This is a genomic window from Streptomyces viridifaciens (assembly GCF_001888885.2).
GTDB classification, from domain to species: Bacteria; Actinomycetota; Actinomycetes; order Streptomycetales; family Streptomycetaceae; genus Kitasatospora; species Kitasatospora aureofaciens.
On sequence record NZ_CP090840.1, the window covers coordinates 899,080 to 924,839 of the forward strand.

Consider the following 25,760-nt stretch of genomic DNA (forward strand, 5'->3'; position numbering starts at 1 on the left):
CTGTGGGTGAAGGCGAGTCAGGACCGGCGCCACCGAGCACCGCGCCGCTTCGCCTCAGCGGCCGGGGACTGGGGTGCGCGGTCGGAGGCGCTCTCCCTGCGGCCCGAACATGACCAGGTATTCGACCGGTCCGCCGGGACCGGCGTTGGCGACGCCGTGGGCGGTGCGGGTGTCGAACTCGGCCACCTCCCCGGCGCCCAGGACGAGGTCCTGGTCACCGAGCGCCAGCCACAGCCGCCCGTACAGGACGCACAGCCACTCGTACCCGTCGTGGGAGACCTGCCGCGGCCGCGCCGGTGGCGCGTCGACGGCGGGCAGGACGTGCTTGTGGGCGTGCAGGCCCCCCACGAACCGGGTCAGCGGCAGCACCACCTTGTCGTCGGCGGGGCGCTGCGGCACCCGGATGCGCGGTCCGGCCGCGGCGACCGGTCCGGTGCCGGCAAGCTCGTCCAGGGAGACGTCGTACGCCTTCGCGAGCCGCAGCAGCACCTCCAGGGTCGGCTTGCGCCGACCGGTCTCGATCCGCGACAGCGTGCTCAGCGAGATGCCGGTCGCGCGGCTGACGTCGGTGAGGGTGGCGCCGCGCTGCTCGCGCGCGGTCCGCAGTCGAGGGCCCATGACCGCCAGCGTGTCGGCAATGCCGTCGTCCGTCACCATCGCCCCACCCCCTCCAGCCATGCCGCCTCCACCGCCCTGTCCTGCCAGTTTGCCAGGATGACAAGGGTTCTCGCGTCGGGCGCCCGCCGCGCCGCAAGATCGGTGGGTAACCGCGGCCGCCCGTGAACCGAGGAGAAGCCATGCACCAGCCCGCGCCGTCCGCCGACCTGCGCCACCGCACCATCGAGGCACCCGCCGGGCGCCTGCACCTGGTCGAACAGGGCACCGGACCGCTGGTCCTGCTCGTCCACGGCTTCCCCGAGTCCTGGTACTCCTGGCGCCGCCAGCTCCCGGCCCTCGCGACGGCGGGGTACCGGGCCGTGGCGCTTGACGTGCGCGGCTACGGCCGCTCCTCCAAGCCGGCCGCGACGGACGCCTACCGGATGCTCGACCTGGTGGAGGACAACGTCGCCCTGGTGCGCGCCCTGGGCGAGGAGAAGGCGGTGATCGTCGGGCACGACTGGGGTTCCGGCATCGCCGCGGCCTCCGCCCTCCTCCACCCCGAGGTCTTCCGCGCCGTCGGACTGCTGAGCGTCCCCTACGCGCCGCCCGGCGGCCCCCGCCCCACCGACGTCTTCGCACAGATGGGCGGCGACCAGGAGTTCTACGTCTCGTACTTCCAGGAGCCCGGCCGGGCCGAAGCGGAGATGGAGCCCGACCTCCGGGGCTGGCTCGCGGGCTTCTACGCAGCCATGTCCGCCGACACCATGCCCACCCCGGGCGAGCCCGACCCCCACTTCGTGGCCCGCACCGGCGGCCGGCTGCGCGACCGCTTCCCCGGCGGCAGCCTGCCCGCCTGGCTGACCGAGGACGACCTCGACGTGTACGCCGGGGAGTTCGAGCGCACCGGCATGACCGGAGCCCTCAACCGCTACCGCAACATGGACCGCGACTGGGAGGACCTCGCCCCCTACGGCGGCGCCCCGATCGAGCAACCGTCCCTGTTCATCGGCGGCGCCCTCGACGCCTCCACGACCTGGATGGCCGACGCGATCGACGCCTACCCGGCCACCCTCCCCGGCCTGACCTCCAGCCACATCCTGGACGGCTGCGGGCACTGGATACAGCAGGAGCGTCCCGAGGAGGTGAACCGCCTGCTGACCTCCTGGCTCGACTCCCTCCAGGGCTGAACCGCCGGGCGTCACCGGTCCTACGGGGACCGGTACTGGGCACTGCTGACCGGACGGCGGTCCGCCCGCTACGGTTTGCCACCGCTCCGTCGGGTAGTTGACGAATCCGGCGGACGCCGGCGCCCGCCGCGTGGTCGCGCGGTGTCGGCGCCTGGTGGGCCATCGCGGTTGCGGGGTCAGTGCCCGCCGGGTTCGGGCGGCGTCGACGGCGCGGTTCCCTGCCTCGCCACCGAGGGTTCGCCCTGGGCGGACGTTCCTCCTTCGTCTTCCCGCCCGGCTGCGCGTACGGCCGCCGCACGGCACTGGTGTTCCCTGAGGGCCGCGGAGACGTCGAAGGGCACAATGGTGGCCGCGACGTGCGGGATCCGACTGACGGCGTGCGCGATCGCGTCGCCGCGGCGGGCGTGCAGGAGCCGTCCCACGAGGGGCCCGTAGGCGCGGCGCGGGATCAGCAGGGTGACCTCGGTGCGGCCGTCGGCACTCGTGCGGGAGGCGAGGCCGGCGACGGCCCGGTGCAGCCGCCGGTCCGGACAGTCGACCAGGTCGAGGGGGATGTCCGCGGCCTGGCTGGCCTGCCACGCGCGCTGGAGTTGCTCGGCGTGTGCGCTGTCGAGCGCGATGTGGACGGCCCGGAGGTCGGCGGGCCGCAGGGTGTGCGCGTAGCGCAGGGCGGTGATGACGGCCAGGTCCAGGCGGTCGACGAGGAGGAGGACGACGTTGCGTGACCGGGTGGCGGTTGTCGCCGTGGCGGGCGCCGCGTTCAGGACGGCGCTCTCCGCGCGGTAGCGCTCGTTGGTCCGGATGAGGGCCCACACCCCGATCGGGAAGACGACGACCACCGCCCAGGCGCCTTCGGTGAACTTGGTGACGGCGAAGACGACGACCACGGCGGCCGAGGCGGTCGCGGCCGCCGCGTTGACGGCGGCCTTGACCGTGCGGTGCTTCTCGCGACGTCGCCAGTGGTACCTGGTCAGGCCTGCGGTGGCCATGACGAAGCCGGTGAACACGCCGATGGCGTAGAGCGAGACGAGCCTGGTCACGTTTCCGCCGGTCACGAGCAGCAGCCCCAGGGACACGGCGGCGAGCACCAGGATCCCGTTGGAGAACGCGAGGCGGTGGCCGCGCAGGGTGAGCCGGCGGGGCAGGAAGGCGTCCTCGGCGACGAAGCTGGCCAGGAACGGGAACCCGTTGAAGGAAGTGTTCGCGCCGGTGTACAGGATCAGCGCCGTGGCCACCTGGACCAGCGCGAACATGACCTGTCCGAAGCCGCTCTGTCCGAAGACCAGGTGCGCCTCCTGCGCCAGCACGGTGGGGCTGCCGGACGTGAAGGGGACCGCATGGGTCTGCCAGGCGAGGGTGGAGATCCCCAGGACCAGGGCCCCGAGGGTGGCGCTCATGATCACCAGGGTGCGGCGGGCGTTGGCGCCCTGCGGCGGCCGGAAGGCGCCCACGCCGTTCGAGATCGCCTCCAGGCCCGTCAGCGAGGACCCGCCGTTGGCGAAGGCCCGCATCAGGACGAACAGCGAGACACCCGCCGCCATCCCCCCGCCGGGGGCGCCGACCGGCACGGCCCCGGCCGCGTGCAGGTCCGCGTCGCCCAGGCGTGGCAGGCTGCCCGTGGCCAGCCGGACCAGGCCCACGACGACGGTCAGGCCCGCGGCGAGGACGAACAGGTAGGTCGGCACGGAGAACGCCCGACCCGCCTCCCGGATGCCCCGCAGGTTGCCGTAGCACAGCAGGCACACCACGCCCAGGGTCACCCACAGCTTGTCCGGGCCGATGTCCGTGTGGAAGAGCAGTTGCAGCATGGAGGCGACCGCGTCCGTCCCCGCGGCGGTCTGCACCGCCACCGTCACGACGTAGTCGATCAGCAGCGCCACTGCCGCGACCTGCGCGACGCGCGGGCCGAAGTTCTCCCGCGCCACCACGTACGAACCACCCGCACGGGTATAGGTCATGACCACGTCGCGGTAGGACAGCGTGAGCAGGACCAGCAGCGCCAGGATGACCCCGGTCACCGGCATCACCAGGGCGAAACCCGCCACCCCCGCCACCGGCACCAGCTGCGTCAGCATCTGCTCGGTCCCGTACGCGCTGGAACTGATGCAATCCGGCGCGAGCACCCCCAACGCCACCGGCTTCGACAGCTTCTCGGCCCGCAGCTGCGCCGTGACCAGCGGCGGCCCGAGCAGCAACCTCTTCACCCGGTAGCCAATGCGCTCCGGCACACCGGCCGCCACCTGCTCGTTCGCCGGTGCCTTCCCCGTCACAGCCGCCACCTCGAACCGCCCTTCGTCCGCCCGCTCCCAGCGCGTCGCGCCACCGGCCAGTGGACGACTGCCCCCGCAGCCGCGGAACAGTCCCCGCGCGGGGCCCGCTCGGTCGCCTCGCCGCCGGTCCCGGAGGACGGGGCCGGAGGACGGGGCCGACGGTTCCGCCCCGGTGACCGTGCCGGTCCGGGCACATCACGGGGGCGTCGTCCGGGAGTTGGTGCCGCGCCCGTGTCCGTGGTCAAGATCGTCCAGGTCACGGGTGTGTACCGACGATCGGCGACGCCGTCGACGGGGCGCGGCAACGCTGCGAACCGGCATCCGGGCAGGTCGGCAGCAGGATACGGCGCGGCCCGGCGGGCGACGGCGCGGGTGGTCTCCGGCCGTACATGTCACAGCACTGTCCTGGGGGCGGTCCGGGTGGAACGGTCCGCCCCGGGCGGCGGTCCCTGCCTTCGGAAACCCGCTCACACCGAGCACCAGGCGCCACCGACCCGTCCGGAGGAAAACACCGTGCACGCTCGCAAGCTCGCCTTCGCCGCCCTCGCCGTCGCCGCCGCCCTCTCTCTCACCGCCTGCCAGAACGACGACACGGACACCGCACAGGGCACCTCGACCGCCGGCCCGACGGCGTCCACCGGCACCGCCCCCGTCGGCGGCCCGGCTTCGAACGCACCGGCCACGAGCAAGCCGGGGAAGCCCGGCACGGCCCCCACCACCGCACCGGCCGGCTCCACCGGCGCCGGGAAGACCGCCAAGTGCCGGACCGCGGACCTGACCATCACCGCCGCGGACCACACCATCACCGGCGACCCCACCAACACCGTCGTGGTCGAGCTGAAGAACCACAGCGGCAAGGACTGCACGCTGTCCGGATACGCGGGCGTCGACCTGACGACCCCCTCGGGCACGCTGTCCGCGAAGCGCTCCGGCGAACCGGTCGTCACGGGCGTCGTGGCGAACGGCAAGTCGACCTACTTCGGCATCAGTTACCCGGCCAACAACACGGGCGGCTCGGGCCTGCGGATCACCGGCCTGGTGGTGACCCCGCCGGACGAGACCCAGTCGGTCACCCTGCCCTGGCCCGGCGCCGGCTCGCTGCCCGCCGCCGACGACAGCGCCCCGGTGAAGATCGGCCCGATCGGAAGCGCCGGCCAGGGTCAGTGACCGCGGCTGCCCCTCCCGGACACCGTCATACCGGGGTAGCACAGCGAACTTGACACCCCGGTATGACGGTTTCCGCCCCTTCCCGCCCGTACCGTCGCCCCTGCCGAGGGCGAGACGGAACCGAACGAGGAGGAACGGCGATGAACGGGCGAGGACGGGCCGTGGCGGCGGTGCTGCTGGCGGCGACGGCGGTCTTGGGCGTGGTCGCCGCACCGGGGGCGGTCGCCGCACCGGGCGCGGTGGCGGAGCCGGAGCGGGGCACCGAACGGCAGGCGAGTGCCTGGCTGCCGCAGCCCACCGGGCCGTACCCGGTCGGCACGACGTCCCTGCAGCTCACGGACGACCGCCGGGACGACCCGTGGAAGCCCGGACAGCACCGCAAACTGATGATCAGCTTCTGGTACCCGACCACCCGGCCCGCCACCGGCGACGACCGTACGCCGTACATGCTCCCCCCTGCCGCCGATCACTTCGGCAGCGCCGGGAGCGTAGGCCAGAGCGAACACGGATTCGAGCCAGGCCGCACCGACTGGAAGGGCATCCGCACCCACGCCCGCGCCGACGCGCCCGCCGTCCCCGGCGGCCGGCGGCCCGTCGTGCTGTACTCGGCGGGGTTCGGCGACCCGCGCACCTGGGGCACCGGCCTGGTGGAGGACCTCGCCTCGCGCGGCTACACCGTCGTCACCGTCGACCACACCTACGACGCCTCCGAGGTCGCCTTCCCCGACGGGGACCTCGCGACCTCCGTCCTCCCCGCGCTGATGGAGCAGCCCGGTCTCGACATGGGCGCCCTCCTGCGCAAGGTGCTGCAGACCCGGGTCGACGACACCCGCTTCGTCCTGGACCAGCTCGCCGGACTGCACCACGACGACGGGCGGCACCACGACCAGCAGCTACCGGCCGGCCTGGCCGCCTCCCTCGACCTCGACCGGATCGGCATGGTCGGCCACTCCGGTGGCGGCTCCACGGCCCTCCAGACCATGCACGACGATCCGCGCCTCAAGGCCGGCGTCAACCTCGACGGCCAGCTGCACTTCCCCGGCCCGGACGGCAGGACCGGCGTCTTCCTGCCCAGCGTCGCCGAGGACGGCCTGACCAGGCCCTTCCTGCTCATGGGCACCCAGGACCCCGACTCCGGCAGCTACCACCGGCAGCCCGGCTGGGACGCCCTGTGGCAGCACAGCACCGGCTGGCACGCCGACGTGACCCTCACCGGCTCCCGCCACGGCTCCTACACCGACGCGCAGTCCCTGCTGCCCCAGCTCGCCCGCCAGGGCGCGATCAGCGGCGCGAACCTGACCGCCGACGTCGGCGACGTCCGCCCGGACCGCGCGGTGCTCGCCACCCGCTCGTACGTCGCGTCGTTCTTCGACCGCTGGCTGCGCGGCCACGACGACCACCTCCTTGACGGCCCGTCGCCGCGCTTCCCCGAGATGATCTACGAGCGGTGACGCGCCATCGGAGCGATGTGGGGTGTCAGGAGGTCAGGTTGATGACGAAGCCGCTGCGGGGGCGGGCGATCACCCTGCCGAGCGCGATGGTGAGGTCCTGGTCGGGGACGGTGTAGTCGAGCCGTGCCAGCCGTGGTGCGAGGGATTCCAGCAGCCCCACCATGACGCCCGCGCCTGGGCAGCGGTGGCCGGTGGCCGCATCGCCGCCGCCCTGCGGGATCAGCTTCTGCGGGTCGGCGGGCACGTCGAGGAAGCGCTGGGGGTGGAAGCGGTAGGGGTCCTCCCACAGCGCCGGGTCGTGGAGGTGCCCGTAGAGATCGAGCAGGACGAGGGTGCCGGCAGGGCCCGCAAGTGGCGCGGGCCGATGGTGGCGAAGCCGTCCACCATGGCAACCAGGTCGCGGGCCAGCGGCGCCACCTCGTCATCGTGGAGGGTGAGGCCGGCCCAGCGGGCGACACCCGCGGTCAGCACCCCGGCCACCGCGTCGAGCACGACGACCTGTCCGCGTTCGCGCCAGCGCGGAACCGCCGCGGCCCAGGCCTCGCCCACGCTCCCGACCAGCCGCTCCAGCCGGCGCGGATCGGCGAGCAGGCCGAGGAACATCGCCTTGCGCAGCTGGTGCGCAGCCCCGTCGAGGCCGTGGACGGCGCCGTGGCCGAACAGGGTGGCGCGCACCGGCTCCGGCAGCGCGCCGGCGCGGCGGATGTGGCGCTCGTCGTAGAAGAAGCGCACCGCTTCCGGGCCGTGCAGGGCCACGGCCGGGCGGCCGAGCAGCCGGGTTCGCAGCACCGGCCCGGGACGGCGGCGCAGCCGGTTCGGCAGCCACGCGTAGCCGCGCAGCAGCAGCGGCAGGGTGCTGTCGGCCCTGGGGGAAGATCGTCGGTCCATGGGCCTCGGCTGCCCGGGGCGGGGGTGCGAGGCGAAACCGCGGGTCGCCCGGATGCCCCCCGGTCGCGGGCCGGGGCGTCCCGGCCCGCCACCGACCCCGGAGCCCGTCAGCGGGCGGCCGGGGCGGGTGTTCCGGCCCGGTTGACGATCCCCTCGACGATCCGCATCAGGCGCTCGCCCGTCCGGTCGATGCTGCCGTTCTGCTTGCTGACCTGGGCTCCTTCGAGGACGAAGGTGATCTCGGCCGCGGTCTGTTCGGGGTCGGGCAACCCGGCTCGCGCGCACATGTCGACCAGCCGGCGGGTCTGACGCTCCTTGTGCTGTTCGATCACCTGCCGTGCGGGGTGGGCGCGGTCGGGCAGTTCGGCGATGGAGTTGATGAAGGGACAGCCCCGGTGCGAGACCGCCGGCAGCCCCTCGGCGATGAAGCGGGCCAGGCCGAGGATCTGCTCCCCGGGCCGGCCGGGATGCTCGGCCTCGACCCGGTCGAACGCCGCCTGGTAGTCCGCGGCGACGATCCGCAGCCACTCGGCGACCAGTTCGTCCTTGGTCTCGAAGTGACGGTAGATCGCCATCTTGGTGGTCTCGGCCTTCTCGGCGATCGCCTGGACGCCCACGCGCCGGATGCCCTCGCTCTGGAAGAGCTCCTCCGCGGCGTCGAGGATGCGCTCACGGGGCGGCAGTTTCGCCACCCGGCTCGGTCGTCTGTCGGGCGATGTCATGGCGGTTACGGGCCTCCGGTCGCTCGCGGGTCTTCCGCTTCCCGCTCTTGCTGTTTTCTCCGTTCTTCCTGCTACGGTACCAGTCCGTTCCATGCGATACCGATCGGTATCGTCAAAGACCGAGCGGTATCGCTCTCGATTCCAGGAGTGACCCAGTGGACGTCAAGGACTACGTGGGCTTCGACGCGGTCGGGCTCGCCGAACTGATCGCCCGGGGCCAGGTGACCCCCGCCGAGGTGGAGGCGGCCGCGCGGGAGGCCGTACGGGCCGTCGACCCGCAGCTCAACGCCGTCGTGGAGATCTGGCCGGCCGACGACGGGCCCCGCCCCGGCAGCGCGCCGCTGGCCGGGGTCCCCTTCCTGATCAAGGACCTCGGAATCACCATGGCAGGCCGGCGCACGGAGCTCGGCAGCCGCCTCGCGGCCGGGAACGTCGCCGCCGCCGACTCCACCCTGATGTCACGCTTCCGCCGCGCCGGCCTCGTGACGTTCGGACGGACCGCGACCCCGGAGATGGCCTACAGCACTACGACGGAATCCGTGTTGTACGGCCCGACCCGCAACCCGTGGGACCTCACGCGCAGCGCCGGCGGCTCCAGCGGCGGCGCGGGCGCGGCCGTCGCCTCCGGGATCGTGCCGCTCGCACACGCCACCGACGCGGCGGGCTCGATCCGCATCCCCGCCGCCTACAACGGCCTGTTCGGGCTGAAGCCGACCCGTGGCCGCATACCCGTCGGCCCCGACGTCGACGAGATCTTCAACGGCCTGGCCGTGCAGGGCTGCGTCAGTCGCACCGTGCGCGACAGCGCACTCCTGCTCGACCTGGTCAGCGGCCCGGCGGCGGGTGACCCCTACGTCGCCCCGGAGCCGCCCCGGCCGTACGCGCAGGAGGTCTCCCGGGACCCGGGCTCCCTGCGGATCGGCGTCCTCGCCCAGCCGTGGGGCGGGCACCGAACCACGGCGCCCGTGGCCGAGGCGCTGTCCCGCACCGTGCGCCTGCTGGAGTCCCTCGGGCACCGGGTGGAACAGGCCCAAGCCGAACTCGGCGTCGACTGGGAGGAGTTCGTCCTGGCCAACGCCCGCCAGTGGACGGCGAACCTCACCGCGTGGATCGACGAACTGGCCGCCGCCTCCGGCCGGCCGGTCGACTTCTCGACCCTCGAACCGCCGATCCTCGCCAGCTACCACTACGGGCGGCGGGTCACCGGCACCGAGCTCGTGACCGCTCTGGCCGTCCGCAACCGGGTCTCCCGGAGCCTGGCACGGTCCTTCGACGCGTACGACGTCCTGCTCACCCCGACCATGCCGGACCTCCCCGTGCCCCTGGGCACCCACGGCCGGGGAGCGGAGACGCTGGACGGCCTCGGCTGGCTCCGCCGGCTCCTCGACCTCTCGCCCTTCACCGCGGCGTTCAACGTGGCGGGCACACCCGCCATGTCGGTGCCGGTGACGGCCGACCCCGGCACGGGGCTCCCGGTCGGCATGCAGTTCGCCGCCGGCTACGGGCGCGAGGGCCGCCTCTTCCGCCTCGCCGGGCAACTCGAACAGGCCGCCCCGTGGTCGGACCGCATCCCCACGGTGTGGGCGGGAAGCCATCCGGGCCGCTGAGGCCGCCCCACAAGGGGATGCGGCCTGCGACAGGTCGGGAACCAGGTCGGGTCCCGGGCTGCCGAAGCCAAGGGCAAAAGATCCGAGGTCGCCCTGAGAGGCCCGACAACTCCGACGGGGCCGCCGGGACAGGCACCGGGTTCGACGATGATCGCCAACGCTGACTACCCTTCCGGGGATGTGGACAGCCATTGCCGCAGTCGCGGTTCTTCTCGGTTCGATCAACCTCGTACAGGTCTTCACCGGCCGTCAGTTGGTCCGGCCGTCAGCCAGCCGACGCTCTGCGCTTGAGATCCGCCGGCAGTCGGCCGCCGCAGCCGTCATGATGCTCGGCATGTTCCTCGTCGGGCTGCGCATGTTCTGGGGTCTTCTGTTCGTGGTGATCGGCTACGTGGCGCTCCAGCTCGTCCGGAAGCGCGCACCGAAACACTGAAAGCGGCGACGGCAACGGCGGCTGCGGGCGCGCGCGGGCGCGGGCGCGGGCGGGCGCGGGCGCGGGCGCGGAGATCCCGGGGCGGCGGCCGGGCACGAACGTGTCCGGCCGCCGCCCCACCCCGTCGCTCTCCGATCGTCACCGCGTTCTGCGACGACCTGGTCAAGGACTCGCCCACCTACGCGGACGTCGACCAGGAGTCCGTCGGCGGGGGACCCGGCGCGGACGGGAAGTGACGTCCCGCCGGCTACAGCTCGGCGATCCAGGGGTGCCCCGGGTGCACGCGGATGAGCAGCCCGGCCAGGCTCGCGCGCTGGGCCGCGCTCAGGTGGGGGACGGTCGCCTCGAAGTCCGCCCGATCCTTGGGGCGGGCGTGCTTGGCCTTGAACAGCACGACCGGTTCGGGTGCCAGGTACGGGATCCCGTCCGGGGTGCGGTGGACGATGTCGCCGTAGGGCAGCCGGATCGTCGGATCGCGTCGGCAGATCCAGGTGTCGCCGTCGTGCGGTTCGCGGAACACGTCGAGCAGGTAGTCGCCGGTGGCCGGATCGCGGAGCCAGGTCTGGTGCACGGCGCCCAGCACCTCCGGCGCGGCGTCCTCCCAGATCCGCCCGCCGCCCGCCGCGTCGAAGACGTGGCCGGGGAAGCGGTCGCGGACCTCGGGGAAGCCCGCGGCCGGGACCGCGATCTCGATGTCCCCGTGAGCGCGCGTCCGCCCGCCGCGGAACAGGTCCAGCGCCCAGCCCGCGGCCACGTACCAGGGCGTGCTGATCCCGGCCAGCCGCTGCGCGACCTCCCACGGGGTCCAGCAGGACGACCACCTGGCGGGAAGTGCCTCGATCTCCGCGGACGTCAGTTCCAGACCGCCGCTGGGCAGTTGCTCGCTCATCGCAGGAATCTGTCAGCGGCCCGACGGGTCCCCGGGGCGTGGCGGCCGCGGCCCGGGGGCCTACGCCCCGTCGCGTTGCAGGGAGGCTGCGAGGGCGTCGAGTTCGGCGAGCCGTGCTGCGGTGTCGAGGCGGGACGCGGTTGCGACGAGAAGGAGTTCGGTGACGGCGATCTGGTGGGTGAGGGGGGTGATCGGTCCGGCAGCTTCGTGGGGCAGGGGGATGAGGACCTGGGCGTGGTCGGCCAGGGGTGACCTCCAGGCGTCGGTGACGAGCAGGAGGCGGGCGCCGCGTTCGCGGGCCGTACGGGCGTAGGCGGACGTGGCGGCCGAGTAGCGCCTGAAGTCGTAGGCGACGACGAGGTCGTGGGGTGTGATGTCGAGGAGGGAGCGGGCTCGTTCGTGTGCGGGCCCGGGGACCATGCGCACCTCCGGGCGCAGTGCGCCCAGCTGGCGGACCAGGTAGTCGGCGGCCAGTTCGCTGAGCGGGCCGCCCAGCGCCCGGACCGAGCGGGCTGCGGCGAGGGCGTCGGCCGCCGTGTCCAGCAGGGGGGTGTTCACGGCCGCGAGCGCGCTGGCCAGACCGTCCTGCAGTTCGCGTGCGGCGCTGCCGGGGTCGGGGGTCTGGGCGGCGAACTCGCGCAGTCTCGACCGGTCCTGGGCTTCGGCCCGGACGCCGGCCTGGAAGTCGGGGAACGAGTCGTAGCCGAGCCGGTCGACCAGGCGGGAGGCGGTCGGGGGGCTCACCTCCGCGCGGTCGGCGAGGGTGCGCAGGGATTGCAGCGCGGCGAACGGATAGTCGTCCAGGATGACCCGGGCGACCGCGCGCTCACCCCGCGGAAGCCCCGGGTAGGCGGCTTCGAGTCGGGACACCACGGATTCCATGACCCGAATGTTACACCAGATGGTCATTGACAGGCTTGATGAAACGAGTGTTACGTTCTGGGTCATGGAAACCTGGCAAGGGCTCATCGACAGCCCCTACCGGCGTTGGCTGCCGGTCACCGACCGCACTCCGTCCATCTCGCTCAACGAGGGCAACACTCCGCTCCTGCGCTCCCGGCACCTCTCCGACCTCACCGGCTGCGACGTCCGGCTCAAGCTCGACGGGGCCAACCCCACCGGCTCCTTCAAGGACCGCGGGATGACGGTGGCGATCAGCAGGGCCGCGGAGGCCGGCGCCGAACTCGTCGTCTGCGCCTCCACCGGCAACACCAGCGCCTCGGCCGCCGCCTACGCGGCGCGGGCCGCGATCGCCTCGGCCGTCCTGGTGCCCGCGGGCCGCGTCGCCCTCGGCAAGCTCGGCCAGGCGGTTCGCTACGGCGCGCGGATCGTCGAAGTGGCGGGCACCTTCGACGACTGCCTGCGCATCGCCCGCGACCTCGCCGCCCACCACCCGGTGGCCCTCGTCAACAGCGTCCGCAACGAACTGCGCCTGTCCGGCCAGCAGACCGTCGCCTACGAGACCGTCGACGCGCTCGGCACCGCCCCCGACATCCACTGCCTGCCGGTCGGCAACGGCGGCAACATCACCGCCACCTGGCGCGGGTACCGCACCTACCACGCCGAAGAACGCGCCGCCCGGCTCCCGCGCATGTGGGGCTTCCAGGCCGCCGGAGCCGCACCGCTGGTCCACGGCGCTCCCGTCGCCGACCCGCAGACCGCCGCGAGCGCGATCCGCGTCGGCAACCCGGCCACCTGGCAGGGAGCCGTCGACGCCCGGGACCAGTCCGACGGCCTGATCGCCGCCGTCACCGACGAGCAGATCTTCGCCGCCTACCGACTCCTCGCCCGCCACGACGGCGTCTTCGTCGAACCTGCCTCCGCGGCCGGTGTCGCCGGGCTCCTCGACCAGCACGGCCGCGGCCACCTCGCCCCGGGCCAAACCGTCGTCATCACCCTCACCGGGAACGGCCTGAAGGACCAGGACGCCTCCCTGCGCGACGGCTACACCCCGCTCGAAACCGGCTCGTCCACCGCCCAGGTCGCCCGTGCCCTGGCGCTCACCGCCCCTACCGGCTCAGCCCGCGTCTGAGCGCCGGTGGCGGCAGCCAGCGCGACGACAGTCAGCGCGACGGCGGCCGACGCGACGGCGGCCGAAGCGCGGACGCTCCGCCACGCGCTCCCCCGGCGCCCCCGCACGCCCTCTACCGTCCGGTACGGGGGCCGCGTGAGGATGGCGGACGACCGTGTCCCGCACACGACCGAAGGGAACCGCCATGGGTGATCACTCGAAGCCGGCACCCGATCCGGGGAAGGGGTCGCCGCCCCCCGGCAACGCCGACAGCAAGGTGGACAAGCCGGCCGGTGGCACGGGCAAGCACAAGAAGGGCTGAGCGAGCGTGAGCAGCAACGGCGACGGCGGCAGCAACGGCGGCGACGGCCTGGCCGGGCACCGCGCGCGCCTGGACGCGGAGATGGAGCGGTGCGGCCAGTGGCCCGCCGATTCGCCGTGGCTGCGCGAGGCCTTCGCCGCGCTGCCCCGCGACCGGTTCGCGCCGCAGCGGCTGTGGCGGTGGGACGGCTGGGCGTACGTGCCGGTCGACCGCGCGGCCGATCCCGACGGCTGGGCCTCCGAGTTGTACGGCGGTGTCAGCTCGGCCGCCGTCACCCAGCTCACCGGCGGGCTGCCGTCGTCGTCGCTGTCCGCACCCGGGGCCGTGGCCGACATGCTGGACAGCCTACGGCTCGAGCCCGGGCACCGGGTGTGGGACGTCGGCACCGGCCAGGGGTGGACCGCGGCGCTGTCCGCGTGGCGGGCCGGTCCGGGCCTGGTGGTATCCAGCGAGGTGGACGAGCGCCTGGCCGGGTTCGCCCGCGAACGCCTGGCCGCCGCAGGGCTGGACGCCGAGGTGCGGACCGGCGACGCCACCCGCGGCGGAGTTCCGGGCGGCGGTCAGGTCGACCGCCTGCACGCCACCTACGCGGTGGAGTCGGTGCCGTGGTCCTGGGTGGAGGCGGTACGGCCGGGCGGACGGATCGTCTACCCGTGGGGCCGGCTCGGGTACGTGGCGCTCACCGTCGCCGACGGCGGCGCCGGGGCGCGCGGCTGGGTGCACGGCCTCGCCCAGTTCATGGGCGACCGGCACGCTCCCGCCCAGGCGACCGACGGACCGGCCGCGCACGTGGCCGTACGGGCGGGCGCCGATCCGCAGGTGCGGCGGGTGCTGGACCGCGACCCGGCGGACCTGGAGGACTGGGACCTGCGCTTCGCCGTGCGGGTCGCCGTGCCCGACGCCGTCCTCACCACCGAGCAGGGGCCGGAGGGTCCCGCCGTCCTGGTGCACGACGGCGCCCTGTCCTGGGCGGAGTTCCGTGCGGGGGCGGACGGCCGGCCCGTACTGCTGCAGGGCGGACCGCGCCGCATCGGCGACGAGGTGATGGCCGCGTGGGACCAGTGGGAGCGGCTGGGGCGGCCCGAACTGTACGACTACGGAGTCACCGTCACCCCCGACGCCCAGTGGGCCTGGCACGGCAGCCCGGACGGCCCGCGCTGGCCGATCGCGCAGCCCGCACCGGCCGGGCGTTGAACCGGCGCGCCTGCCCGCGCGCGTTGCCGGGGAACCAGATGACTCCGTGAGCGCCACACCACTCCGACACCACTCCACGCCACGGCGCACCGTCCGCGCGCACATTCGCGAGCCGTCGCTCTCCCGCTTCGTTTCCCCCCTCCGCCGGCCGCGGATCCAGCACGCACCGGAAACCGATTACGGGGAAGGGGACCAGACGAACAGTCGCGCTTCCGGGAAATCCAGGACCCGGAATCGCGGCCATTGTGCTCCGACACACCCGGGGCGTGTCAGACCCCGAGTCGATCATCTGGAATGCTGTTCCAGTCCGCCGCCACGGCTTTGAGCGGCGGGCATCCGCAGTACCGGGCAAGCCGCCCGGGAAGCCCACGGAGAGAACGGAACATCATGAAGCCATCTGTGCTTGTCGTGTCCACCGACCCCCAGGGATCGGCGGTCGTCTGGGCCGAGCGGGTGGGGGAAAACCTGCCCTTCGATTTCATGGCGGCGCACGACCAGGCCGAGCAGCTGGTCCACCTCAAGAAGACCGGCGCGAAGATCCACGTGATCGCCAACCAGAAGGGCGGCGTCGGCAAGACCACCACCACGGTCAACCTGGCGGCGTGCACCTTCGACGTCCTCGGCGCGAAGGACGAGTACGAGCACATCTTCATCGACACGCCGGGCACCCTGGCCGACGAGGAGATCCTGCGCCGGGCGCTGGAGATCGCGGACGACGTCCTGGTCCCGATGATCACCGAGCCGCTGTGCTTCGACCCCACGGCGCGCACCATCAAGAAGGTCATCGAGCCGATGGACATCCCGTACCGGGTCGTCGTCAACAACTGGGACCCCCGGGACGGCCGCGCCGACCTGGAGGACACCGAGGCGTACATCGCGGCGCGCGGATGGCCGCGTGCCAAGACCGTCCTGCGCCGGTACAAGATCCACTCCCGGGCGGTCGCCGAGGGAACGGTCGTCACCCAGTACAAGGAGAGCGGCACCGCCTACCGGGCCCGCGAGGACTTCTTCCGGCTGTCCCTCGAACTCGGTTACGGGGGTCGCTGATGGCAGGCCGTCGCGTCTCCTTCGCCTCGATGGCCGCCGACCCGGTCGTCGACACCCCCGGTGTGGACAGCCCCCGTTCGGGCAGCCCCGGTTCGGCCGTCCCCGGCGACACCCCGGCGAGGTGGATCCGTACCGCCAACTGCCTCCCCAACCCGCGCAACCCGCGTGACGACCTGGGCGACCTCTCCGACCTGGCGAGCATCAAGGACCGCCAGCTGCAGAGCTGCCTCGCCGTCACCCCGGCGGCCTACCTCCGGCTCTGGCCGGAGGACCGGCAGGCGCTGGGCGCGGGCCCGGACGACGTCGTCGTCATCAACGGCAACCGCCGGCGGGCCGCCGCACAGCTGTACGGGCGCGAGCAGCTGCTGGTCGTCGTCGACGACTCGGTGGCGGAGTCCAAGGCGACCCTGCTGCGGGCGGCGCTCGACGAGAACATGGCGCGCAAGGACTTCGACCCGATCGAGGAGGCCAACGCGGTCCTGCTCATCGTGGCGCAGTACCCGACCGCCAAGGAGGCCGCCGAGGCGGAGGGCTGGTCCCAGAGCTGGATCTCGCACCGCAAGAACCTGCTGAAGCTCCACCCCGAGCTGCAGCGCCAGGTACGGGCCAAGGCGCGCGGCGAGGAGGGCGTCTCCATCAACGTCGCGCGGCGGCTCGGGTCGGTGAAGGGCATCGAGGAGATGTCCCTGGCCGAGCAGACGGCGCAGCTGGAGCAACTGCTCCAGGCCGACGCCGACGCCGTGGCGGCCAGGCGCGCGGCGAAGCTGGAGGCGAAGGCGGCGGCTCCGCAGGCGGCTGCACCCGTGGTGACGCCGACTCCGGTTCCAGCGCCGACTCCGGCGTCGACTCCGACTCCGACTCCGGCTTCGGCTCCGGCTCCGGCTCCGACGCCCACGCCTGCTGCCGACCGGTCGGGGCCCGCCCCGCGCAGCCCGCAGCCGACGAACCCCGAACCGGCTCCGAGCGCCGACCGATTTTCCGCGGAAAATTCCGAGCCCCGCCCGATGCCGGAACAGCGCGCCGTCGCCCCGGTGGACGAGGAGCCGACGCCGGCCGCCCCGCAGCCTGGCCTGGGCAACGTCGACTGGCACAACGTCGAGGAACTGGCGGACGCCATCTGCCGCACCCTCTCGGCCGACGAGGCCTACCGCCTCGCCGACGCCCTGGCCAACCGCCTGCTGACGACCAGCAGCTGACAACAGGCCCTGGTGCCCTCACCGCCCCCGGGCGGTGAGGGCACCAGGGTTTCTGCCGCCACCGCAGCCCGTGGGGCGGCCGGGGACCCGCGAGCAGCCGTTCGGCCTCGGCCACGAGTGCTCCGGCGAGTTCCTCCTGCGTGTGCAGCTGCCTCCCGTACCCGTTGTCGTACTCGATGACCGGCCTCGCCAGGGGCAACAGTGCCCGGGACCGGGCCAGTTCGCCCCGACTGTCGTGCGCGATGACGTCGCCGCCGGTTGCGGGTGCATGCCTCCGTTCACGATCAGCCGGAGCCGCCAGCGGGCCAGCTCCCAGCGGGCCGACTCGTTCGCGGCATTTCCTCCCCCCGGAAACCCGCCCGACCGCACCCGTGGGAACATGATCGCCTTTGGAGGAGGCGGGTCTACGGGATCGCGCCGGACGAAGGGTTGCACCATGGGGGACATATCGGCCGAGCGGCGTCGCATCCTGCAGTCGCCGCCGCCGGAGCTGGTCGCGGAGGCCGCCGCGAATCCCGGCGGGTCGGTTGCCGCGATCGACCCCGATCTCATCGGCGACCCCGACGGCTACGTTCCGAGCGAAGCCGTCCAGGGTGTGTGGCGGGTCGGAGCGGACGGGAAGCTGACCGGGGAATTCGTGGAGAACCCGAACTACGGCCCGTCCAAGGACGACTTCACCAGGCTCACGGAGTCCGAGCACTGGCTGGGCTGGCTGGGTGAGGAGCCCGCGGTCGCGGTGCGCGAGTCCATCTCGGGGATCCTGCGTGAGCAGGTGCCGGACGCGGTCCTGGAGTGGCTGAAGATCACCGACTCTCCGCGCTACCTCACCGGAGGCCGCCCGCGGCAGGACGACCCGAGCCACCTGATCGTCACGCGGACCGGCCTCGCCGTGGCGTTCGCCCTCTCCGTGACCTCCCCAGGGCGCCGGCGGGACGTCCTTCAGGGCGTCTTCTCCTGGGTCGCCGTCGGGCTCGACCAGCCCGACGGCCGCAAGGACCGGCTCTGGTTCGACCTGCGCGCCGACCTGGACTGGGCCGAGGCGGAGCTCCGCAACCGGATCTACCTCGTCGGCCAGTCCCCCGAGCCCGGTTCCACGCCGCTTTCCTGAGTCCGCCGCCGCTGCGGACGGCGCCCCTGTGGACGGTGGCACGCGCTACGACGCTCGCGGTGCCGTGTGCCCGGGCCCGCTGGTGAAACCGTCAGAGGCGGCCTGGCACGGGCGGCGGCCCTGCTGCAGCAGGGCCGCCGCAGCGGAGGTGACGGCGTACCAGGTGTTCTCGGTGGCGTCGGTGGCCGGGGACCAGGCGACGATGACGGGGAGTTCGCAGTGGTCGCCGGGGGTCAGCGGGGAAGAGTCCAGGAGATGCGCTGGGGGTGGTCGAGGTCGACACCCCAGGGGAGGGGGGCCACGGGACGGTGGGGAGCAGCGCCGGGGGGCGGGTGGTCACGAGGTGGTGCGGACCGGGAAGCCGGTGGGGCGGCCCTGGGCCTTCAGCCAGCTGAGCACCTGGCCGAGGGCCTCGACGGTCTGCTGGCGGTCGCCGCCGCCGTCGTGGAAGAGGAGGGTCGGACCGTTGCCGATCTCCTTCTTGACGGTGTCGACGATCGCGGCGGTGCCGGGCTTGGTGAAGTCCTTGGAGTCGACGTTCCAGCCGAGCGGGCGCATGCCGTTGGCGGCGGCGATGCGCCGGCTGTCGGGGGTGAAGGAGCCGCCGGGGGCCCGGTAGTACTGGACCTGGGCGGCGCCGCCGGCGGCCTCCTCGATCATCTTCTTCGCGTCCAGGATCTCCTTCTCCTGGTAGGCGACGGGCTTCTTGTCCATGGTGGTGTCGTGGTCGACGGTGTGGTCGCAGAGCCGGTGGCCGCCCGCGACGACCTGCTTGACCAGCTCGGGGTGGGCCTTGGCCTGCGGTCCGATCATGCAGAACGTGGCCTTCACGCCGTACTGCTTGAGGACGTCGAGGACCTTCGGGGTCCAGACGGGGTCGGGGCCGTCGTCGATGGTGATGTTGACGGCGTTGCCTCCGGCTTCGGAGGCGTGGGCTATGCCCTCGGGTACGGCCCCGGCCGGCTGCGCACCGCCGCCGGCGCTGCCGCTGCCCTGGGCGCCGTCCTGGCCGTTGTGGCCGCCGTCGGCGGTCGTGTTCCGGTCGTGGGCGGCGGTCGAGTGGGGAGCGGCGATCGACTCGGTGACGGTCGGGATCGCCCACGCGGCCGCCACCGTGACGACGACCGCCGCGGCGACGGCCGCCCATGAACGCTTCCGCTCGTTCCCCGTGCGCGCCTTGAACTCCATCAACGACCACTCCCCCCAACCCCGCTGCTGCCTGCTTTCTGAGGTCCATGACGTCAGCGGGGTCGACGGGGTTCCCCGGTTCCACGCGCGTAGCCGGCCGGTGACGAACTCGGGAAATTTGCGCGGGGGCCGGCGCGGGGACGAGCGCGGGCGTCAGCCGGGAAGGCCGGTGCGCCCGAGGAACTCGGCACGGGAACGGGCGCCGTCGCGCAGGGGACAGACGCCCGGAGCATGCTGCGTCCAGCTGCGCCCGGCCGCGCCTGGTGGCACGGGAGACAAGGCCAAAACCGACGAGTGAGCGGAACCCCGCCCGCATGGATCCACCCCCTTCCGAACATGCCGCTGCTCCCGGCCCGCAGGCCGGGAGCAGCGGTAGATCCGGAGCAACGGCGTGCCGTGGCTCGGTTCAGGACTGTCCGTCAAAGGACTGTCCGTCAAAGGACTACCCGTCAAGACAGTCCTGGCGCTCTTTCCGATCTGGTGAGGCAGACACCGCTATCGCCTGCTGGCGGCCTGGCGGCCCGGCCTCATTTCAGGTGTCGGGCGAAGAACCGGGCCCCGGCGTCGAGCTCGAACTTCGGGACGCCGGTGTGCCCGCCCATGTTGGCGTGCAGGGTCTTCTCCCTGGAGCCGAAGGCGTCGAACAGGTCCAGGGCCGCCTGTCGGTCGTTCCCCTCGTCGTCCCACTGCAGCAGGACCTGCAGCGGGACGGTGACCTCGCGGGCCTCCTCGACGATGGTGGCGGGCACGAAGCTCCCGGCGAAGAGACCGGCGGCCGCGATGCGCGGCTCGATCGCCGCCAGCCGGACACCGATGGAGATGATGCCCCCCTCGTACCCGACCGGGCCGCCGATCTCGGGCCGCGCAAGGAGGGCGTCCAGGGTGGCCCGCCATTCCGGGACGGCCCTTTCGACCAGGGGGAGGATGAGGGCGTCGACGATCTCGCCGCTGACCGGCTCTCCGGCCTCGACCGTCCGGCGCAGGTCGGCGCGGGCCTGGTCGAGGACGGCCAGACGGGGCCGGTCACCGCTCCCGGGGAGTTCGATGGTGGCCACGGCGAAGCCGTACTCCGCCGCGTAGTACCGGGCCCGCCCGGCCAGCCGGGGGTACGTCTTGTCCAGCCCGAGCGGCGGCGGGCTGATCACGATCAGCGGCGCCGGTGCGGATGCGGACGCGGACTCGGGCGTCCACAGGAAGCCGGGGATCCCGTCGAGGATGAATTCGCGTTCGAGGACGTCGTCGTCGAAGCGCTGCTCAGAAGTGATGTGCACAGTCGTGCCTTTCGGGAGTGCTCTGAAACGGCGCTCCCGGACGACCTATCGCCCGACCGTGACCCCGGAGGGGAGCACCCATGTCGATACTGCGTTCACGGGTACCACCTCCTTGTTCTCTCGCACGGCCACCGGAAACGTAGCAGTGACCTTCGTGGTCCGCCAAACGGTTTTCTCGCACAGGACTCCGTGGCCGGACGGGCGGCGTGCCCTGAGCACTCTCGCGGGCGTCAGTCCCGGCGGTCGGCGCGCAGGCAGTGCCCTCCTGTGCTCCAGCAGAGAGTGCCGTGGAAGCCGTGGAAGCCGTGGGCGCGGACCGCCTGACCGAGGCAGGCCTCAGGCCGAGCGCGTCGCGGCCAGGGACAGCGCGCGGTCGAGTGCCGCCTCGGCGTCGCACGGCACGTCGGGCCGGACGCCGGTGCCCTCCCAGTTGGTGCCGGAGACCGGGTTGACCGCACGGGCCACGGGCACGCTGAGTTCCAGGTTCGGGTGCACCGTCCAGCCCTCGCGCGGGTGCGCGCCGCCCCGGGTGGCCTCGCCGACGATCTCGGCGCGCCCGAGCTGCTGCAGGTCGTAGGCGAGTTCCTCGGCAGCGGAGAAGGTGTTCGCGCTGGTCAGCACCCAGAGCGGCTTGCTGCCGCCGAAGCGGGCGCCGGGTACGAACGGGGGCGTCCAGAACTGCTCGGCCACCTCTCCCTGCCGCGAGAGCAGAGTGTTGAGGTGCGTCCGGCGGTCGAGGAGGTAGCCGCAGACGAAGGCGACCGTGTTCGGATCGCCGCCGGTGTTGCGGCGCAGGTCCAGGATGAGGGCGCGGGCGGGGGCCACCAGGGAGAGCGCCGCGGCCAGCGGCTGCGCCGCCCAGTCCAGTGGGAACATCTTGGGTGCGATCTCCAGGACCGCGACGCCGTGATCGAGGAGTTCCACGCGGGGAACACCGTTCAGGGAGGTGTCGAACTCCCTCCGCATCGCCGCGAGTGCCGCCTCCCCCTTGTCCGGCGGCACCGGTACGGCGTGGTGCTTGAGGGCCAGGTGCAGGTCTCCGTTGACGGACCGCAGGTCCGTGGTGACCGCTTCAGCCAACTCATCGGCGGATTCGGCCCGGTAGGCCCCCTCGACGCTGCGGCGCCGCAGCAGGGCCGCCAACTGCCCGGCGGCGTCGGGGAAGACGTAGTTCTCGCGGACCAGGTCGGCGATCGACTCGACGACGGCGGTGGTGTCCAGCGCGGGTGGCACGGTGGTGGAGGTCATGCGAGGGAGTACACCAGCGACTTGCCAAAGCGTCAAACATACTTAACGCTTGATCTGGTGAGCCACCAACGAGACGCAGACGTCCAGCGGGTCAGCACGCCCGTGCAGCACACCGCACTCGCCCACCCCGTCCGCCAGCGCCTGCTCTTCGCCCTGAGCGCCCGGCCGTCGACGATCAGCCGGCTCGCCGCGCAGCTGGGGGTGAACAAGGGCAGCGTCTCCCACCACCTCAAGGTGCTGTGCGAGGCGGGGCTGGTCCGGGACGCGGGAACACGGACGGTGCGCGGCGGCACCGAGAAGTACTACCGGCGCACCGCCGAACGACTCCTCGTCGACGAACCGCAACCCGAGGGCACCGCCGCGCTGTTCGGCGCCGTCGCCCAGGAGCTGGACCGCTCACCCTCCGACCACCTCCTCACACTGCGCCACGTCCGGCTCAGTCCGGCCAAGGCGGCGCGGCTCGCCGAGGCGCTGGCCGCACTGGTCGACGAGACGGAGGAGGACGCGGAGGGCGAGCCGGTGCACGGCCTCCTGGTGACGCTCTACCAGCAGGCCGGGGCGTAGGGCCGGTCCCCCGGTCCCCGCGGGCTCGGGCTCCCGGGTCGTGACGACCCTGACGGCCGTGACGGTTTGTTCCCGGCCGAATCCCGCCCGAGTGCTCGCCATCGAAGTCCCCCGGTGCGCAGGCTGGTTCCATGACCGCGTCAGTACGGATGCGGAGCGACCGGAAGGACGAAACATGACGAGCACGCGCGGCCGCGTCGCCGCCCTGGTGGGCGCCGTCGCGGTGGCCGCCTGCACCACCCTGGCCGCCCCCGCCGCCGGCTTCGCCGCCACTGCCGGACCGGACCGCGCCGGCCCCGGCATCAGCACCGGCGGTGGGATCACCGGGCAGGCCCCCTGCCCGGACGCACCCGAGTTCGTCTGCGGGACCCTCACCGTCCCGCTCGACCACGGCGGCCGGACCCCGGGAAACCTCCAGCTCGACGTGGCGATGACCGGCAACGCCGACGCCCCCAAGGGCGACCTGCTGTTCCTCACCGGCGGCCCCGGCCAGCCCGGCGTCCCGACGATCAAGCGGATGGCGAGCAAGCTGGAGCCCGTCCTCAAGGACTATCGCCTGGTGGTGTACGACCAGCGCGGCACCGGCCGGGGCGCACTCCGGTGCCCGGGCCTCCAGGAGGACATGGGCTCCTCCGACCTCGCCGTGCCGCGCAAGCGGTCCATCGCCGACTGCGCCACCGCCCTCGGCCCGAACGCCCGCTTCTACAGCACCGCGGACACCGTCGCCGACATCGACCAGCTGCGCCGCGCACTCGGCGCCCGGCGCCTCACCCTGGACGGCGTCTCGTACGGCACCTTCGTCGCCGAGCGCTACGCCCTCACCCACCCGGCGCACGTGGCCCGGCTGGTGCTCGACTCGGTGGCACCGCAACAGGGCTTCGACCCGCTCGACCTGGCCGCCCTGCCCGCCACCGCCCGGGTGCTGCGCACCGCCTGCCGGGCCACCGGCTGCACCACCGACCCTGCCGAGGACCTGGCCGCCACCGTCCGGCGGTACGGCAACGGGGCGCAGATCCTGAGCGCGCTCACCGGCTACGAGTTCATCGACCCGGACTACGGCGGCGTCCCCGAGATCCTGCACGAGGCCGCCGCCGGGCAGCCGGCGAAGCTCCAGGACTTCTTCGACCTCGTCCACCGGGAGGTCGACGCCGCCTCGGCCGAGGAGCTCAGCCAGGGCCTGCACTCCGCCGCCCTGTGCGCCGACTCCCGCTTCCCGTGGGGCACCACCGACACCCCCGTCGCGGACCGCACGACGGCGCTGGAGCGCACCCGGCAGCAGCTGACCGTCGAACAGACCTGGCCGTACGACCCGGCGACCGCGACCGGTCTCGGCAGCCTCCTGGTCTGCCTCGACTGGCCGCGCGAGCAGGTGCCGCCGGCGCCATCGGTCCACCGCAAGCTGCCGAACGTGCCGGTGCTGCTGCTGGGCGGCGACCGGGACATCTCCACCCCGTACGAAGTCCTCCAGAAGGTGGCCGAGACGGCGCACGACCCGCAGATCGTGATCGTGCCCGGGGCGGCACACTCGGTGCAGAACCGGGCGGCCAACCCGGCCGGACGGCAGGCGGTGTACGACTTCCTGCTGAAATAGCAGGAGCCCTGCGGGGCGGGCCGTTCCGAACGAGGGACGGAACGGCCCGCTTCCGGTCCTCAGCGCGCCGCTGCTCACCGACCGGCCGACTGCCAAGGAGACTGAACGCCGTGACCGATGCACGCGAGATCCTGGACTACCAGACCTTCGGCCGGGCGGTGCGCGAACTCGCGCAGACGATCGCCGACGACGGCTACGTGCCCGACCTCGTCCTGAGCATCGCCCGCGGCGGCGTGTTCGTGGCGGGCGGCCTGGCGTACGCGCTGGACTGCAAGAACATCCACCTGGTGAACGTCGAGTTCTACACCGGCGTGGGCACCACCCTCGACATGCCCGTCATGCTGGCACCCGTCCCCGCGGCGATCGACTTCACCGACAAGAAGGTCCTGATCGCCGACGACGTCGCCGACACGGGCAAGACGCTGAGGCTGGTGCACGACTTCTGCCTCGACCACGTCGCCGAGGTCCGGTCCGCCGTCGTCTACGAGAAGCCGCACTCCCTCGTGAAGTGCGAGTACGTGTGGAAGAGGACCGACGACTGGATCGAATTCCCGTGGTCGGCGGAAGGCCCGGTAGTCCGGCGCGCCGGCCAGGTGCTCGACGCCTGACCGGAGGAGGGCGCGGCAACGACGGCGGGGCGGACGGGCAGGTCCCTGAGCAGGAATGCCGGGCGGGGAACGTCGTAGACCGCCGGGGGCCGCCGTGGGCCGGCGGGCGCCGAGCAGGCGGCTGCAGATGGCTGCGGGCGCAGGATCGCCGGATTTCGCCGGACGCAGTGCGGCTGCGTCGATATCGGGACCTCTGCGCATTCTTCGACGGATGTGCTGTGGGTGTGGCGAGCTCAGCTCTCCCGTGGTGGTGAACGGTGACGGCCCCCGCCCGGTTGGTTCCGCCGGGCGGGGGGGATCGGATAGGTGTTGTTCGAGGTCGGACTATGGATTGGTCGCCGTTGCGCTGTCCCGGCGGACATCATCGTGGGGCGGGCTGCAGCGACTTGTGGAAGGATGCTGGTGTCGTGCCCCGGCCCGATTACGGCGGGCCGGGGCGCCGGATTATGCCGTTGGAGTCAGTTCTACTTCTCGCCGCGCTCACCGCCGCGCTCGCCGCCGCGGCCGCCGAAGCCGTAGTCGTGGTGCACGACCCGGAAGCTGCCGACGACGCCGTCGTCGACCTCGACACCCTCGTGGACGCGCTTCGGGTGCACGCCGTCGCTGGAGCTGTGCGGCCCGACGGTGGCGATGGGGGCGCCGTTGTCGCAGACCGCGCCGCTGAAGACCTCGACGGTCCGGTGGCTGTCGTTGCGGACGTTGAGCGATTTGGCACCCAGGCCGCTGACCACGGTGATGCAGCCGAAGTCGTCGGCGGAGTACGACCGCTCGTTGACGTGGATGACGCCCCGGTGCTCGCGGTGCCCGCGGTGCTCGCGGTGCTCGCGACGCTCGTGGCCCTCGTTGCCCTTGCCCTCGTTGCCCTTCGTGCCCCCGTCGAGCGGAGCCTGGGCGGGAACGGCCGCCGGGGCGGCCTTCTCAACGACCGGGGCCGCCTTCGTCACGGGCTCGGAAGCGGCCGACGCGTAGCTGATGCCGGTCACGGCCACGGCCGCCGACGCCGCGAGGACAATGGCGGTGGTCATCTTGTTCATGGACCTTCTCCTGTTTCTGGACTGAATCGGCTTGGCGCCGACATGAATGAACGTACCGGCCGCCTAAATGACTGTCATATTAGTCCGTGCCAAATGGATGACGAGCAGGTCTAAATGAGTGTCAGGTGGGTCTCGGAACCACTGCCGCAGCCGGCCGGGGACGG

The 25,760-nt window shown here is 72.8% G+C and carries 22 protein-coding genes and 2 pseudogenes; 14 read left to right on the forward strand and 10 right to left on the reverse strand.

Annotation, left to right across the window (positions count from 1 at the left end; all coding sequences use genetic code 11):
- Window positions 1-54: 54 nt before the first annotated feature.
- On the reverse strand, window positions 55-678 hold the full coding sequence (locus BOQ63_RS04120) for a helix-turn-helix domain-containing protein (protein WP_232543214.1): 624 nt from the start codon (window positions 676-678) through the stop codon (window positions 55-57).
- 119 nt (window positions 679-797) lie between these two features.
- Between BOQ63_RS04120 and BOQ63_RS04125 the strand changes: the two genes are divergently transcribed.
- A complete protein-coding gene (locus tag BOQ63_RS04125) occupies window positions 798-1,787 on the forward strand; it encodes an alpha/beta fold hydrolase (RefSeq protein ID WP_030555733.1) in 990 nt (329 codons plus the stop codon).
- Between the two features lie 176 nt (window positions 1,788-1,963).
- Here the strand turns inward: BOQ63_RS04125 and BOQ63_RS04130 are convergent, their stop codons facing one another.
- A complete protein-coding gene (locus BOQ63_RS04130; RefSeq protein WP_454130592.1) occupies window positions 1,964-4,057 on the reverse strand; it encodes an APC family permease in 2,094 nt (697 codons plus the stop codon).
- A 513-nt stretch (window positions 4,058-4,570) separates the two neighbouring features.
- On the opposite strand from BOQ63_RS04130, the gene BOQ63_RS04135 reads away from it, so the two are divergent.
- The gene (locus BOQ63_RS04135; RefSeq protein ID WP_030555737.1) at window positions 4,571-5,224 is read left to right on the forward strand and encodes a DUF4232 domain-containing protein; all 654 of its coding nucleotides are present in this window, start codon (window positions 4,571-4,573) and stop codon (window positions 5,222-5,224) included.
- Between the two features lie 140 nt (window positions 5,225-5,364).
- The gene (locus BOQ63_RS04140) at window positions 5,365-6,675 is read left to right on the forward strand and encodes an alpha/beta hydrolase family protein (protein WP_030555739.1); all 1,311 of its coding nucleotides are present in this window, start codon (window positions 5,365-5,367) and stop codon (window positions 6,673-6,675) included.
- 25 nt (window positions 6,676-6,700) lie between these two features.
- Here the strand turns inward: BOQ63_RS04140 and BOQ63_RS04145 are convergent.
- Window positions 6,701-7,563: pseudogene (locus tag BOQ63_RS04145) on the reverse strand (cytochrome P450).
- Between the two features lie 107 nt (window positions 7,564-7,670).
- A complete protein-coding gene (locus tag BOQ63_RS04150) occupies window positions 7,671-8,285 on the reverse strand; it encodes a TetR/AcrR family transcriptional regulator (protein ID WP_030555740.1) in 615 nt (204 codons plus the stop codon).
- A gap of 155 nt (window positions 8,286-8,440) precedes the next feature.
- On the opposite strand from BOQ63_RS04150, the gene BOQ63_RS04155 reads away from it, so the two are divergent.
- The 3 genes and pseudogenes from BOQ63_RS04155 to BOQ63_RS04165 form a co-directional block, all read left to right on the forward strand.
- On the forward strand, window positions 8,441-9,892 hold the full coding sequence (locus BOQ63_RS04155) for an amidase (RefSeq protein ID WP_072653408.1): 1,452 nt from the start codon (window positions 8,441-8,443) through the stop codon (window positions 9,890-9,892).
- Between the two features lie 178 nt (window positions 9,893-10,070).
- Entirely contained in the window at window positions 10,071-10,325 is a 255-nt protein-coding gene (locus BOQ63_RS04160; protein ID WP_030555743.1) for a hypothetical protein, read from the forward strand.
- 137 nt (window positions 10,326-10,462) lie between these two features.
- Window positions 10,463-10,561 (forward strand): annotated as a pseudogene (locus tag BOQ63_RS04165) (DUF1048 domain-containing protein); the annotation flags it as partial.
- 11 nt (window positions 10,562-10,572) lie between these two features.
- On the opposite strand, the gene BOQ63_RS04170 reads toward BOQ63_RS04165, so the two are convergent.
- The gene (locus BOQ63_RS04170) at window positions 10,573-11,214 is read right to left on the reverse strand and encodes a nucleotidyltransferase domain-containing protein (RefSeq protein WP_072653409.1); all 642 of its coding nucleotides are present in this window, start codon (window positions 11,212-11,214) and stop codon (window positions 10,573-10,575) included.
- A gap of 60 nt (window positions 11,215-11,274) precedes the next feature.
- Window positions 11,275-12,096, reverse strand: a complete 822-nt coding sequence (locus tag BOQ63_RS04175; protein WP_167395649.1) for a MurR/RpiR family transcriptional regulator — start codon at window positions 12,094-12,096, stop codon at window positions 11,275-11,277.
- Window positions 12,097-12,160: 64 nt separating this feature from the next.
- Here BOQ63_RS04175 and thrC point away from each other — a divergent pair, with 64 nt between their 5' ends.
- From thrC to BOQ63_RS04200, 5 genes are all read left to right on the forward strand, one after another.
- Window positions 12,161-13,246 (forward strand): threonine synthase, encoded by a 1,086-nt coding sequence (gene thrC, locus BOQ63_RS04180; RefSeq protein WP_050366247.1) that lies wholly within the window; start codon window positions 12,161-12,163, stop codon window positions 13,244-13,246.
- Between the two features lie 307 nt (window positions 13,247-13,553).
- Window positions 13,554-14,741: a methyltransferase domain-containing protein gene (locus BOQ63_RS04185; RefSeq protein WP_360466968.1), complete on the forward strand. Its 1,188-nt coding sequence runs from the start codon at window positions 13,554-13,556 to the stop codon at window positions 14,739-14,741.
- A 387-nt stretch (window positions 14,742-15,128) separates the two neighbouring features.
- Window positions 15,129-15,788 carry a ParA family protein gene (locus BOQ63_RS04190; RefSeq protein ID WP_046385887.1) on the forward strand — a complete coding sequence of 220 codons (660 nt, stop codon included), beginning with the start codon at window positions 15,129-15,131 and terminating at the stop codon, window positions 15,786-15,788.
- On the forward strand, window positions 15,788-16,984 hold the full coding sequence (locus tag BOQ63_RS04195) for a ParB/RepB/Spo0J family partition protein (protein ID WP_072653412.1): 1,197 nt from the start codon (window positions 15,788-15,790) through the stop codon (window positions 16,982-16,984). Before BOQ63_RS04190 ends, BOQ63_RS04195 begins: the two co-directional genes overlap by 1 nt.
- A 436-nt stretch (window positions 16,985-17,420) precedes the next feature.
- On the forward strand, window positions 17,421-18,092 hold the full coding sequence (locus BOQ63_RS04200; protein WP_072653413.1) for a hypothetical protein: 672 nt from the start codon (window positions 17,421-17,423) through the stop codon (window positions 18,090-18,092).
- Between the two features lie 336 nt (window positions 18,093-18,428).
- Here the strand turns inward: BOQ63_RS04200 and BOQ63_RS04205 are convergent, their stop codons facing one another.
- The 3 genes from BOQ63_RS04205 to BOQ63_RS04215 form a co-directional block, all read right to left on the reverse strand.
- Window positions 18,429-19,280 (reverse strand): polysaccharide deacetylase family protein, encoded by an 852-nt coding sequence (locus BOQ63_RS04205; protein ID WP_046387215.1) that lies wholly within the window; start codon window positions 19,278-19,280, stop codon window positions 18,429-18,431.
- A gap of 527 nt (window positions 19,281-19,807) precedes the next feature.
- The gene (locus BOQ63_RS04210) at window positions 19,808-20,551 is read right to left on the reverse strand and encodes a dienelactone hydrolase family protein (protein WP_072653414.1); all 744 of its coding nucleotides are present in this window, start codon (window positions 20,549-20,551) and stop codon (window positions 19,808-19,810) included.
- A 336-nt stretch (window positions 20,552-20,887) separates the two neighbouring features.
- A complete protein-coding gene (locus tag BOQ63_RS04215) occupies window positions 20,888-21,799 on the reverse strand; it encodes a S41 family peptidase (RefSeq protein ID WP_046387214.1) in 912 nt (303 codons plus the stop codon).
- Window positions 21,800-21,856: 57 nt separating this feature from the next.
- Between BOQ63_RS04215 and BOQ63_RS04220 the strand changes: the two genes are divergently transcribed.
- The 3 genes from BOQ63_RS04220 (at window position 21,857) to BOQ63_RS04230 (ending at window position 24,562) form a co-directional block, all read left to right on the forward strand.
- Window positions 21,857-22,363 carry an ArsR/SmtB family transcription factor gene (locus tag BOQ63_RS04220; RefSeq protein ID WP_072653415.1) on the forward strand — a complete coding sequence of 169 codons (507 nt, stop codon included), beginning with the start codon at window positions 21,857-21,859 and terminating at the stop codon, window positions 22,361-22,363.
- Window positions 22,364-22,538: 175 nt separating this feature from the next.
- Window positions 22,539-23,954 carry an alpha/beta fold hydrolase gene (locus tag BOQ63_RS04225; RefSeq protein ID WP_079183394.1) on the forward strand — a complete coding sequence of 472 codons (1,416 nt, stop codon included), beginning with the start codon at window positions 22,539-22,541 and terminating at the stop codon, window positions 23,952-23,954.
- A gap of 110 nt (window positions 23,955-24,064) precedes the next feature.
- Window positions 24,065-24,562 carry a phosphoribosyltransferase gene (locus BOQ63_RS04230; RefSeq protein ID WP_030555770.1) on the forward strand — a complete coding sequence of 166 codons (498 nt, stop codon included), beginning with the start codon at window positions 24,065-24,067 and terminating at the stop codon, window positions 24,560-24,562.
- A 464-nt stretch (window positions 24,563-25,026) separates the two neighbouring features.
- Here the strand turns inward: BOQ63_RS04230 and BOQ63_RS04235 are convergent, their stop codons facing one another.
- Window positions 25,027-25,596: a hypothetical protein gene (locus BOQ63_RS04235; protein WP_072653416.1), complete on the reverse strand. Its 570-nt coding sequence runs from the start codon at window positions 25,594-25,596 to the stop codon at window positions 25,027-25,029.
- Between the last annotated feature and the right edge of the window lie 164 nt (window positions 25,597-25,760).